This is a genomic window from Periweissella fabalis, from assembly GCF_012396505.1.
Lineage (GTDB): Bacteria > Bacillota > Bacilli > Lactobacillales > Lactobacillaceae > Periweissella > Periweissella fabalis.
The window spans coordinates 74,107-87,887 of record NZ_JAAXPN010000003.1 but is presented as its reverse complement, the minus strand read 5'-3'; the positions used below and the strand labels follow the sequence as shown (position 1 = coordinate 87,887).

The following is a 13,781-nucleotide window of genomic DNA, read 5'->3' as shown; positions in this document are numbered from 1 at the left end:
CTAATGCGTTTACATCCACTTCATTTACATAAATGCCGTATTTGTTTATTATTCGCCTTTTAATTTTAAACCAAATTCTAATCTCCCTAACTATACTTATTAGTCCATTATTTGTAATTTAAAAACTAAAAAATCGACTCCGAAGAATCGACTTTTTCTACCTCTATCGATATTGACTTTCATCAACATAGCTCAATGAACTAAATTTATTATATGACTTAATAAACAATAGTTTAGCTGTTCCACGAGCTCCTGAACGGTTCTTTTCAATAATAACTTCAACGGGACCTGCATCATTTTCACCTTCATCGCGTGGATCAATCGGTGAATCATCATCATCATTACTACCTTCACGTTCGTAATAATCATCCCGATATAGAAAGGCTACGATATCCGCATCTTGTTCAATTGATCCTGATTCACGAATGTCTGATAACATTGGACGCTTATCTTGGCGTTGTTCAACCCCACGTGAAAGTTGAGATAAAGCAATCACTGGTGCGTCTAGTTCTTTAGCTAATTTTTTCAACGATCGTGAAATATCCGAAACTTCTTGTTGCCGATTTTCATGATTATTTGATTCAATTAATTGTAAGTAATCGATAATTACTAAGCCAACTTTCCCCTGCTCTTTTTCCAATCGCCGTAACTTAGCTCGAATTTCTGAAATTTTAATCCCTGGCGTATCATCAATGAACAGTTTAGTATGTGATAAGCTTTCCATGGCCATCATTAAACTTTGCCATTCTTGCTTATCCATATTTCCAGTTCGCATATGATTAGAATTGACACTTCCCTCAGCAGCCAACAAGCGTTGTACAAGGCCATTAGCACTCATTTCAAGTTCAAACATTGCAACTACTTCATCACTATGAACGGCTACATGCTGGGCAATATTGAGCACAAAAGCGGTCTTACCAACAGCTGGTCGGGCAGCGATGATAATTAGTTCACCACCGTGAAAACCAGTTGTTAGCGCGTCTAATTCATGAAATCCAGACGATAAGCCTGTTACAATATCTTGATTTTGTGAATTACGCTCAATTTCTTGTAACGCATCTTTTAAAACATCTTGAATATTTAAAAAATCTGCATTAACTTGATTCTCTGCTACTGCTTCAAGTTTAGCCTCTAAGTTAGCTAATAAATCTTCAGATGGCTCTTCTTCTGAGAAAGCCTTAGCAATCCCGTCAGTCATTATATTTATTGCACGTCTTAAAACTGCTTTTTCCTTCACAATTTGCGCGTAGTAACCAATATTAGCCGCAGTTGGTACTGCACCAGCTAATTCCGCCAAATACGCCACGCCACCGACATTTTCTAAAGTACCCTCACTATTAAGCTTATTTTGTAAAGTAATGATGTCAATGGGCAAATCAGCCTCATCAAGCTCCTTCATTGCTTTGTAAATAAGTGTGTGTGCTTGCCGATAAAAATCTTGTGGTGTCAAATATTGATCAGCTTCCGCTAAAGCATCTTTTTGGGTAGCGTTTAGAAAAATCGCCCCTAAAACCGACTGTTCGGCCTCAACACTTTGCGGTGGCATTCGCATTTCATCGTTATTCATGCTACCCTCTCCTTTTCAAATAAGTCCCATCTATTATATAACATCTGTGGTCAAAGCAATAATAAAAGTCGACATGAACTAAAGTTCATGTCGACTTTATCGCTTGTTATTATTAATTTATTTACTTATATTTATTATTCAACCACGTGAACACGGACATTGGCATCAACTTCATGGTGTAATTTCAATGATACATTAGTATATCCCATTGAACGAATTGGTTGCTTCATATCAAGCTTACGTTTATCAATTTTAATACCAAATTGTTTTTGCATTGCCTCAACAACTTGTTTTGAAGATACTGCACCAAATAGCCGACCATCAGCACCCGCCTTAGCATGAATTTGAACAACTGTCTTATCATCTTCAAGTTTAGCTTTCAATTGTTTAGCTGCAGCTAATTCTTCAGCAGCTTCACGATCTTGGGCTTTCTTTTGTCCCTTAATAGCACTCATCGCAGAATTGTTAGCAAGGGCTGCTTTTTTACCTTTAATAAGAAAGTTTGCAAATCCATCTGGAATTTCTTTTACCTCACCTTTCTTACCACGACCTTTAACATCTTCTAAAAAAATAATTTTCATCTTTTTACCCCTTTTAAATTTCTTGTGTAGCTAATAGTTCACGTAATTGTTGACCAACCTGATCAACTGTACTGTCAGCAACTTGGGTAGCTGCATTTGATAAATGACCACCACCACCCATTTGTTCCATAATCATTTGAACACTAATCTGTCCCGTTGAACGTGCTGATACACCAACTCTGCCATCATTACGTAATGTTATCACATACGATTGTTCAATTCCTAGAACTTGCAATAATGAATCAGCTGCTTGAGCTGCCACAACATTATCATAGATAACATCATTTTCACCCATAGCAATTGCTGCATTTCCAACTATTTTTACTGATTCTAATAAATGTGTGCGAGCCATATAACTTTCAACATTTTCTTTCATAAATTGTTGAATTAACCCAGCATCTGCACCAGCAGAACGTAAATAACTAGCAGCGTCAAAAGTCCGAGTTCCAGCTCTTAATGTAAATGATTTTGTATCTATTTGAATTCCGGCTAATAAAGCAGTTGCTTCAATCCGATTAATTGGATCTTGTTCATGATCTTGATATTCAAATAACTCCGTAATCAATTCAGCAGTTGAGGAAGCATATGGTTCAATATATACCAACATTGGATTATCAGGAAATTCTTCACTACGTCGATGGTGATCAATTATTACTACGCGTGATTGTAATTTATGATATAACTGTGGTTCCATTGAAATTGATGGTTTTGAATGATCAACCATAACCAATAAACTATCATCAGTCGCATTAATCAATGCCTCTTCATATGTTATAAAAGCATTTTTATCAACTTCAACTTTATTAACCTCAGCCAACAACATTTGAATATCACTATGCACATTCCTACTGTCAACTATAATTGATGCTGCTTTACCATTCATTTGCGCAATTCGCCGAAGACCTAATGCCGAACCAAGTGCATCCATATCAGGGTTATTATGTCCCATAATATAAATATGGTCAGCTTGGCTAATTAAATCAGTCAAAGCTTGTGAAACCATCCGTGCTCGAACTCGAGTCCGCTTTTCCATCGGATTGGTTTTTCCACCATAAAAACGAGCTTCTTCTTCACTAGCCTTGACAACTACTTGATCACCACCACGCCCTAAGGCTAAGTCAAGATTTGCTTGTGCCTGTTGAGCTAATTTAGCCAAATCTTTTTCTGCATATGCAAATCCCATACTTAATGTAACTGGAATATTTTGTTTTGACGTTGTTTCACGGACAATATCCAAAATTGAAAATTTATCATTTTCAGAGCTTAACAAACTGGCAGCGTGACCTAAAATAAAGAAGTGTGTGGTATTAAGTCGTCGCATATACATGCCATGATTTTCAGTCCATTGTGTCAATTCTCGTGTTACATATGAGCGTAAAGCTGACGCCTCAGAATCATTTAATCGCTCGGCAATTTCTTCATAGTTATCAAGCGATACCATCCCAAAAACAAGCTGTTCATCCAAATAGCGTTGTTCGATTTCAGTGTATGATGTAATATCCATTAAATAGATAACACGTAGATTAGCTTGAATTGAAACTGAGAAACTCCGATTTTTCCAAAAAATTTTGCTAGGCTCATTTTCATCAACCTGTGCATTTAGTAATTCATTTAATTCTGGACTAGCATCTTCTAATTTAGTTCCGATGACACTTTCTTCACCGAAGTACTGTTGCAAGTACGGATTAATCCAACTTATTTCATGTTTCTCATTAAACAACAAGATACCTAATGGCATTGCAATTAAAGCCTCTTGCTCACCACGTTCAATTCGAAATGATAAATCTGAAATATATTGTGTTGAATCTGCCCCAATACGTTTTAAAATCTCAATAACATAAATTAAGACGCCAATTTCTAAAAAGAAAAAAATAAAGCCAAACACAATATTAGCCCAAAAAGCTGCAACTAATCCAATAATTGCTAACCCGGAAACGATAGTGAATAAAACTCGAATCCGGCCATTTTGTAGAAACTCTGGTAATTTACTTACATTGAAGAATCGGTTCACGATTCATTACCTCGTAATCTTAATTTGATAACGTTCATTTTACCATATTTTTAATATTCTCGCTTACTAGCGCTAATATTAATAAAACGAACTACAAAAAAACGTGCTCGCATAAATGCGGGCACGTTTCTTAAAGACGTAATTGATATTAGTCTTCGGCAACGAATGGAAGTAAGCCCATGATACGAGCACGCTTAATAGCGGTTGTAAGCTTACGTTGGTTCTTTGCTGAAGTACCAGTAACACGACGTGGCAAGATTTTACCTCGTTCTGAGATAAAACGTTCCAACAATTCAGTGTCCTTGTAATCAACGTATTCAATGTGGTTTGCGGCGATGAAGTCTACCTTACGGCGACGACGGTTACCGCCACGACGTTGTTGAGCCATGACTGAGTTCCTCCTGTTTTTTAGAATGGTAAATCATCATCTGAGATATCAATATCATTACCATTTGAAGCAAATGGATCATTATTTGATGGTTGTTTTGGTTGACTATTGCCAGCAAAACTGTTCCCGTAAGGGTTCTCATTTGATGAAGCTGAATTTGGAGCACTATTAAAGTTATTGCCACCAAAGTTGTTATTGTTGCCACTTGCTGCATGTCGTTCTGAATCAGCGCGTGATTCTAACAATGAGAAGTTATCAACGACTACTTCTGTAACATAAACACGGGTACCTTGTTGATTTTCGTAATTGCGGGTTTGCAAACGACCTTCAATACCGATCAATGAACCCTTGTGGGTAAAATTAGCAAGGTTTTCGGCTGACTTCCGCCAAATAACGGCGTTAATAAAATCAGCTTCACGTTCACCTTGTTGATTGGTAAATTGGCGATTAACCGCAATAGTAAATGAACCAACCGCTGCACCACCTTGGGTGTAACGAAGTTCAACATCACGAGTTAAACGACCAACTAAGACAACTCGATTAATCATAACGAATAATGCTCCTTTCATGCTTGCAAATTAATGCAATGATAGTTAACACTAATGAAAATTAAGCTTCACGCTTAACGATCATGTGACGTAAGATGTCTTGGCTGATCTTAGCAAGACGGTCAAATTCGTTGATAGCCGCGTCATCGTTAGCATCAAAATTCACAATGTGGTAAGTTCCTTCACGGAAACGTGAGATTTCGTATGCAAAACGACGAGTTGACCAGTCCTTTGAATCAGCAATAGCTGCACCGTTGTCTGTCAAGATCTTGTCAAAGCGTTCTACCAAAGCAGTTTTTGCTTCACTATCCAAGTCAGGACGAATGATGTAAGTTAATTCGTAAGTCATTTGAACTGTTCTCCTCCTTATGGTCTATGACTACTCTTCAAAGAGTAGTAAGGAAAGTGCCTTTTATTTATGCACTAACAATTTAGTATGATAGCACTTTTTTATGAATCATACAACCTAAAAGATTTTTTTATTTCAAATGCTTACGATCAACAATAAGATACGTTTGAAAAAATTTTTTGCCATGCTTTCATTAAAAAAATTTATGCTAATTGGTACTTTAATTCACTTTGGCCATCACCACGTTTAACAACTTTTAATTGTTGCTGAATTTCTTGTTTCATTGATTCGACGTGCGAAATTATGCCAATAATTCGCCCGCTACGTTCTAGTTTATTAAGAGCTTCCATCGCTTTTTCTAAAGTTTCTTCATCCAAAGAACCAAAACCTTCATCAATAAATAACGCATCAATGCGAATACCACCAGCTTTATTCTGGATAACTTCTGCCAATGATAATGCAATTGCTAATGATGCTAAAAAGGTTTCCCCACCTGAAAGAGTATCAACTGACCGGAACTCATCAGCATCATTATCATAAATATTGATTTCTAAACCAGTTTTAGTTGCATAGCTCCCCGTTGCTTGGTTGATATCAAACTGATAGCGGCCATTAGTTAAATCGGCAAAATAGTATTCATTGGCATACTCTAAAACCTCTATTAAATAACTTTGGAGAACATAGCGTTCCAAAGTTAAGCGTCGGTCATTTTTACCGTTCACAGCCGCTGCCAGTTGCGTTAATTGATTTAATACGTCGGCTTGCTTGCCAATTGCTGTTACGATTTTGGTAATTGCATCTTGTGTTTGTTCAAGTTGCATCACTTGGGCATATACTTCGGTTTGGATGGTTTGTGCCGCTTGTTGCTGTACTTTAAGTCCCTCAATAGTGGCTTTAATTGCTGTTAAATCAGGTTGTTGTTTATCTTTAAGAGTTGTCTTTAACATCTTAATTTCAGTTACAACCCGCTTTTGATTAGTTTCGTAAGCTGCCAAGATTTTGGTAAGTATTTCTTGGCGGTTTTCACGTCGTTCTTGTGCAATTAATGCTTCTAACTCATCAAGTGTCGACACTGTTGTTTTCGTCGCTAGAGCGGCCGTTAATTGCTTTGTGACAGCCGTTAATTCAGTGGCAACACTCGTTTGTTGTGCTTGTAAACTAGTGTGCTTAGCTTTAGCATCAGCTAAGGCAATTTGTTGTTGCTGTTGTTGAGCTTGTAACTTAGTAACTTTAGTTTGGTGTAAATCTATTTTGGTAGTTATTGCACTCAATTCAGTTTGATACTCCTTCACCGTCGCTAAGTCGCACACTTCGGTACTGATATCAGCTAGTTCAGCGGCATTCGTTTTACGAATGCCAATATATTGAGCTTCTTTAGTTTGGAGTTTGGCTAATTGTTGCCGATCATTTTTAAGTTGGTCATTTAAAGTATCAATGTTAGCTTGTAAGGCTTTATGATGTGCTTGTTGCTTATTAAGATCTGTTTGAATTAAGGCCACAACTTGTTGCCAAGCACTAAAATTAAATTCAGCTGGACCAGCAACGGTAAATTCACGCTGAACTAATTCCCCTAAAGCAGTATTTAATTCTCCTAATTCAATCGTTAATGTTGTTACTTGGGCTTGCTTAGCTTGTTGACTAGTTGTTAGTTCCATTAATTTTTCAGCTAAGACCTGGGCTTGGGCAGTATTTTCCGCTAAGGCGGTTTGTTGCGCCTCTAACTCATCTATCGCCGCTCTAATTTCGGCATCAGTCACTTGTTGATGTGCCATTTTTGTCACTGCTGGGTGCTCTAAAGCGCCACAAACAATACATGCTTGACCGTCTGTAAGTTCATTTTGTAATTGGGCAATCATTAAGCTTTGACGTCGTTGTCGTTGTTGGTCAACCGCTTGATTGGCTGCAGCGATAACGGTTGTTAACTTTGCACTTTGAACTTCGATAGTGGCTTTTTGCTCAGCAACCTGTGCTAAACTTTGTTGTCCTTCTGCTAACTTTTCAGCCACATTATTAGCTTGCTTAATGTCTGCTTGTAATGTTACTAACTGGGTACTCGCTGCGGTAAAATCAGGATCGTGAGTTAATTCCGTATTTTGCGTCGCTAATTGACTTTCTGTCGTTTTAATTTGCTTATTTTGTGTACTAATTTTTGCTTGAACCATGCGTGCATTAGCATCCGCTGCATCCATATTCGCACTTAAACGTAATTTACGTTCGGCTAATGGAATTAAATAATTGGTAATTTTACCTTGCGTAATAATCGCTTCATCAATCATTGGTTGTACTTGGGCTAATTCATTAGCTGTCACCGTTAATTGCGCATTTTCTGCCGTTAATGTTGCTACATTGGCTGCCATAGTCGTTACTTGGGTCGCTAAATTCGGTAAAGCTTGGCTTAGTTGTTGATATTGATCCATCAACGGTGCTTGCTGGTTAACCCACTGTAATTTACGGACCTCAGCTTGATTAGCTGCCATTAGCTGACTTTGTGCACTTAATTCTGTCTGTTCTTGCATTAATGCCGCTAACCGTGCAAAATCTTTTTGTAAAAGTTCCCCAGCAGTTAGGGCTTGCGTTTTTACCGTTAATTGTTCATCTAAAGTGGTCAATTGTAATTGAGCTTGCATATTAGCTGCTTGTTGATCATTGACTTTAGTAGCTAAACACGCTTGCTTTTCAGCTAATGTTCGCGCTGCTTGGAAAGCTAGTGCTTCATCCTCAGTCCATTTAACTTGCTCAAATAAATTATTAATTTGGGTTGTCTGAGCTTCTTGTTGTTTACCTAATTCACTTGCTTGCATTTTCAACTGCTCGCTAAAGTCTAAAAATAATTTCGTGCCAAATAAATCTCGTAATACTTTTTCTTTATCGCCACTATCAGCGGTTAAGAATTTTTGGAATTGAGCTTGCGGTAATAAAATTATTTGTCGGAATTGGTCAGCGGTTAATGAAATCAAATCTTTAATAAACTCATCAACATCTTTTTTCTTCGTGTAACTCGTGCCTTGCTCTTGTTCAGTGCGCATATCATATTCAGATACCGCACAACTCGCTAAGCCCATTGTCGTCCCACTACCACGTTTAGCGGCCCGTTCCTGGGCTGGCGTTCGTGTTACTAAATAGGTTGTCCCTTGTTGTTCAAACCAAAAGCGAACACTCGTCGTATCATTTAACGTTGCAAAATCCGAGCGCATATCTTCGGGTTTACGACTACCACTGCCTTCACCAAATAAGGCATAGGTCATTGCATCAAAAATCGTTGTTTTTCCCGCCCCAGTTTGGCCACTAATTAAAAATAATGGACTGGCCGTGAATCGATCAAAATCAACGACTCCATGGGCATAGGGACCAAAATAATTCATTTCAACTTTAATTGGGCGCATTAAGCTTGTTCCTCACTTTCACTGCGTAATGTCGTTAATATGTGATCAATCATGTCACTCTGTGCTTGACTTAATTCATCTGGGGCCATTACAGCCGCATAAAATTGTTTAATAATTTCACTATCAGATATATCAGCCCGCTCTTGTAATTGTTGATGACTAGTGTTAACTAGCGTTGAATTAACATGATATTTTAACTCAACCACATCGCCGTAAATTTCTTCCAATTGTTGACGAATATTTTTAGCTTGCGGCCGATCAAGTAATTGAATGCTAAAAAAAGCCGCCCCTTTAGCAGGATATTGTTCATAAGTGGCCGGTGCAGTTAATTCCGCAAATGTTCCACGTAAAACATATAAATCCTTATTAGGAATAATTTCTTTAAAAGTATATTTTATCGGCCCATCATCTGGAATATCAACAATATAGACCCCTTTTTTATTTTGAGCTTCCTTAGTATTGAATTTAACTGGTGAACCACTATACCGAATTTGTTTTGTGGGTGATGCTTGCCATAAGTGCAGATGGCCAAGTGCCACATAATCAAACGCCGCAAACGTACTAGCAGCAACCGTGTTTAACCCGCCCACCGTTGATGTTGTTTCAGAGGTTAGTTCATAATTTTCATTATCTGTTCCTTGCACGTTAAAGTGCGTCACTAAAATATGTCGTTTTTGCGGATCAAATTGGGCAATGATATCAGTAACGACTCGTTCCATTGCTTGTTGAATTGTGCGCAGTTCATTGCTTTCAACTGAAACATTATAAAAAATTCGAGCATCTTGGGGATCGAAATAAGGTAATAAGAAAATTTGCGCAGTTGGTGTTTCGATTGGGATAAGTGCTTCTTTAATTTTAGTATTTAAATATAGCTGTTGTGTGCCAAACCAGTCACGAGCAAAGTTTAAACGATTAGCCCCATCATGATTACCTGAAATGGCATAAATCGGTAAATTTTGCTCCAAATTTAACTGTTTTAACATTAGATCAAAGCTTTTAACAGCTTCAACACTTGGAATTGCACGGTCATATAAATCACCCGCAATAATAATACCGTCAACCGCTTCATCTTTGGCAATAGTACTAATTTGTTGAAAAGCATCTTTTTGTACGTCAATCAAATTAAATTGATTTAATTGCTTACCGATATGCCAATCGGCAGTATGTAGTAATTTCATAAGTAAGTCCTCTAGTTGATATCATACGTATTTATTTTTAAGTATACCGTTTTAAATTATATTGATTAAGCTTAATATTAATTATATTAATTTAATCATTCAAATCTAATTGTCATTATTTTTAATTGATTTCTAATCATTTTGACGTTAAGATGACATTAGTAAAAATTTGGAGGCCAGAAATAATGAAGAACTTTTTTGGGATTATCGGTGGCATGGGAACCAAAGCTACGGAAACCTTTGTTAGTGCAATTAACGATTTAACACCTGCACATTCAGATCAAGAATATTTAAATTATTTGGTAATCAATGATGCCCAAATTCCTGATCGTACTGCATATATTTTGGGCAAATCAACTGATAATCCTTTACCGCCCCTCCTTGATGACGTTACTAAGCTCAATGCTTGCGGGGCTGATTTTGCGGTGATTACTTGTAATACCGCCCACTATTTCTTACCCCAATTAGAACAAGCCGCTAATTTTCCGATTCTCAACATGCCCCAATTAGCCGCCCAACAATGCTTTAATATGGAAAATAAACATCCCCGGATTGGTTTATTAGCTACTAATGGCACCATTGAATCCCACATCTACCAACAATACATTGAATCACTTGGTGGTGATGTGGTGCTCCTTGAACCAGCTTGGCAAAAAATGACGATGCAGTTCATTTACGATGACGTTAAAGATAACGACTTTGTTGACAGCACTAAATATCATACGTTAATTAATCGATTATTGATTGACGCCCACTGTGATTATGTTATTTTAGGCTGTACGGAATTATCAGTTGCTCAAGCCCGCGAACCGTATCCATCAGAATTTGTAATTGATGCCCAAGCAACTTTAGCTCAAACGACGGTTACAATGGCCCTTACTAACAGAAATAATACGCAGTTACTTCATAATTGACCAAAAAACTTTTATAAAAAACATACACTAAAAGTTAAATAGTATTGAAAATATCCTAATAAAAATATCCCAGGAAAATGATTTTCCTGGGATATTTTCGTATATTTCGAATATATGGGCTTTTTTAAATTAATTTTAGCTACAAATTACTACTAAAATTAATCAAATCTCAGCCACATTTAGCTTTGAACTTCTAAAATACGTTACAATGTCAACTTACTTTTCTTCATTGACTTCATTTTCGCTAACTAGTTCATCAGCAAAATTTTGCACTTTAGCGGTTTCTGCTTCCGTTGGGGTCGTTGCTTCACTAACAACTGCTTCATCAGTATCTACTGTTAATACTAATTCTTCAGTAGCAGAAGTTTCTACTTCCTTATCAACCTTCGCTAAAGTTGCTACCTTAGCATTATCTTCAAGACGAATTAGCCGTACTCCAAGGGTTGCCCGACCAGTTTCAGAAACATTTTCAGAACCGAAACGAATCATTACCCCACGGTCAGTAGTTAACATAATGTCTTCACTACCATTAACAATGGCCATCCCAGCTAATGGACCGTTCTTTTCAGTAACATTAGCCGTTTTAATCCCTTTACCACCACGGCCCTTGATTGGGTATTCAGTGATTGGGGTTTGCTTACCATAACCATTTTCAGTAATTACTAAGACTTTATGATCAGGGAGCAAAATATCTGCCCCAATTACATAGTCACCTTCACGTAAACGAATACCACGCACCCCAGCTGCTGAACGTCCCATTTGACGAACATCTGCTTCAGCAAATGATACTGCATAACCAGCGTGGGTGGCAATCATCATGTTAGCCGCCCCATCAGTGATATTAACACTAATTAATTGGTCGTTATCATGCAAGCTGACTGCTCGTAGCCCACTTGTCCGAATGTTACTAAAATCAGCCACCGCAGTCCGTTTAACAACCCCATTTAACGTTGTAAAGAACAAGAAGTCTTTACTTGTTTTAGCATCGCCACGCACATTAATCACGGCTTGGATCTTTTCACCGCCTTCAACTCCCAATAAGTTAATTACCGGAATTCCCTTAGCATTGCGTCCGTATTCAGGAATTTCATATCCTTTCAAACGGTATACTTTACCAAGGTTAGTGAAGAACAAGAGAGTGTCATGCGTTGATGCTGAAATCAAATGTTCAACGAAATCATCATCATGGACACCAGTTCCTTGCACCCCACGGCCACCACGGTGTTGTGATTTGAATTCTGATGTTGCTAAACGCTTGGCATAACCATTATGCGTTAATGTAATGATTACATCTTCTTCTTCAATCAAATCTTCATCTTCAATGGAAGTTACGTCACCAACCTGTAATTCAGTACGGCGGTCATCCCCAAATTTATCTTGAATTTCAAGTAATTCTTGATAAATAATCTCATTAATTCGTTCTGGCTTAGCTAAGATATCTTGTAAATCAGCAATCAATTCTAATAAATTATTATATTCATTTTCAATCTTATCGCGTTCCAAGCCTGTTAAACGAACTAAACGCATATCTAAAATTGCTTGTGCTTGTTTATCAGATAATTGGTAATTTTCCATCAAATGCTTCTTAGCAATTTCAGATGTTTCAGATGATCGAATAACTTTAATAATTGCATCGATATGATCTAAGGCAATTCGTAAACCTTCTAAAATATGCGCCCGTGCTTGGGCCTTCTTCAAGTCAAATTCGGTCCGTCGACGAATAACTTCTTGTTGATGTTCCAAATAGGCTACTAACATTTCTTTTAAGCCTAATACTTTTGGTTGTTTATCTTTAATCGCCAACATATTAAAGCTAAATGTTGTTTGTAATAATGTATTTTTGTACAAGTTATTTAAAACAACACTTGCTGAAGTGTCGCGACGAACATCAACGACCATCCGGTAACCATCACGGTCAGATTCATCATTAACACCCGTAATCCCTTCAACTCGTTTTTCACGTGCTAAATCAGCAATCCGTTCAACTAATTTAGCTTTATTAACCATATATGGGAATTCAGTTACAATAATGCGTTCGCGACCATTTTTTTCAACTTCAATATCAACTTTGGCACGGACTGTGACTGTTCCTTTACCAGTTTCGTATGCTTTACGAATTCCGGCTTTCCCCATCACAATTCCCCCGGTTGGGAAATCAGGGCCTGGAATAGCTTCCATCAAGTCAGCCGTGGTTGCTTCTGGATTATTCATCAAAATGTGTAATCCCGCAATTACCTCATGTAAATTATGTGGTGGAATATTAGTCGCCATCCCTACGGCAATCCCTGAAGCCCCGTTAACCAACAAGTTAGGGAAACGCGCAGGTAATACTAATGGTTCGCGTTCGGTACCATCATAGTTAGCACCAAAATCAACGGTATTTTTGTTAATATCACGGAGCATTTCCATTGCAATTTTGGACATTTTTGCTTCGGTATACCGCATGGCGGCAGGACTATCACCATCGATTGATCCAAAGTTACCATGCCCATCTACTAATAGATAACGGTAACTCCAGTCTTGGGCCATTCGCACCATTGATTCATAGATTGCAGAGTCACCATGGGGGTGATATTTCCCCATGACATCCCCGACAATCCGGGCTGATTTTTTGTATGGTTTATCAGGCGTCACCCCAAGTTCATTCATGCCATACAAAATCCGACGGTGAACTGGTTTCATCCCATCACGAACATCTGGTAACGCCCGTGCTACGATAACTGACATCGCATAGCTTAAAAATGATTCGCGCATCGTGTTTCCAAGATTAACATCTGTGATGCGTCCATCTTGTTTTGAAAAACTTTCTTCAGTCAAAATATGTTCCTTTCCGTACTATGACAACATTAATTATCACTACGT

10 protein-coding genes are annotated in these 13,781 nt (G+C 37.8%); 1 reads left to right on the top strand and 9 read right to left on the bottom strand.

Going from position 1 to position 13,781, the window contains the following annotated elements:
• Positions 1–163 precede the first annotated feature (163 nt).
• From dnaB to HF964_RS04350, 8 genes are all read right to left on the bottom strand, one after another.
• Positions 164–1,567, bottom strand: a complete 1,404-nt coding sequence (gene dnaB, locus HF964_RS04385; RefSeq protein ID WP_168721846.1) for a replicative DNA helicase — start codon at positions 1,565–1,567, stop codon at positions 164–166.
• Positions 1,568–1,701: 134 nt separating this feature from the next.
• Positions 1,702–2,148: a 50S ribosomal protein L9 gene (rplI, locus tag HF964_RS04380; protein WP_168721845.1), complete on the bottom strand. Its 447-nt coding sequence runs from the start codon at positions 2,146–2,148 to the stop codon at positions 1,702–1,704.
• 13 nt (positions 2,149–2,161) lie between these two features.
• Complete coding sequence (locus tag HF964_RS04375) at positions 2,162–4,159, bottom strand: GGDEF domain-containing protein (protein WP_168721844.1); 1,998 nt, start codon at positions 4,157–4,159, stop codon at positions 2,162–2,164.
• 148 nt (positions 4,160–4,307) lie between these two features.
• The gene (rpsR, locus tag HF964_RS04370) at positions 4,308–4,547 is read right to left on the bottom strand and encodes a 30S ribosomal protein S18 (protein WP_168721843.1); all 240 of its coding nucleotides are present in this window, start codon (positions 4,545–4,547) and stop codon (positions 4,308–4,310) included.
• 20 nt (positions 4,548–4,567) lie between these two features.
• Positions 4,568–5,095: a single-stranded DNA-binding protein gene (gene ssb / locus HF964_RS04365; RefSeq protein ID WP_168721842.1), complete on the bottom strand. Its 528-nt coding sequence runs from the start codon at positions 5,093–5,095 to the stop codon at positions 4,568–4,570.
• 61 nt (positions 5,096–5,156) lie between these two features.
• A complete protein-coding gene (gene rpsF / locus HF964_RS04360) occupies positions 5,157–5,444 on the bottom strand; it encodes a 30S ribosomal protein S6 (RefSeq protein ID WP_168721841.1) in 288 nt (95 codons plus the stop codon).
• Between the two features lie 203 nt (positions 5,445–5,647).
• Positions 5,648–8,827, bottom strand: a complete 3,180-nt coding sequence (locus HF964_RS04355) for an AAA family ATPase (protein ID WP_168721840.1) — start codon at positions 8,825–8,827, stop codon at positions 5,648–5,650.
• On the bottom strand, positions 8,827–10,005 hold the full coding sequence (locus tag HF964_RS04350) for an exonuclease SbcCD subunit D (RefSeq protein WP_168721839.1): 1,179 nt from the start codon (positions 10,003–10,005) through the stop codon (positions 8,827–8,829). Before HF964_RS04350 ends, HF964_RS04355 begins: the two co-directional genes overlap by 1 nt.
• 185 nt (positions 10,006–10,190) lie before the next feature.
• Between HF964_RS04350 and HF964_RS04345 the strand changes: the two genes are divergently transcribed.
• Complete coding sequence (locus HF964_RS04345; RefSeq protein WP_168721838.1) at positions 10,191–10,919, top strand: aspartate/glutamate racemase family protein; 729 nt, start codon at positions 10,191–10,193, stop codon at positions 10,917–10,919.
• Positions 10,920–11,135: 216 nt separating this feature from the next.
• On the opposite strand, the gene gyrA is transcribed toward HF964_RS04345, so the two are convergent.
• Positions 11,136–13,673, bottom strand: coding sequence for a DNA gyrase subunit A (gene gyrA / locus HF964_RS04340; protein ID WP_168721916.1), 2,538 nt, complete (start codon positions 13,671–13,673; stop codon positions 11,136–11,138).
• Positions 13,674–13,781 lie beyond the last annotated feature (108 nt).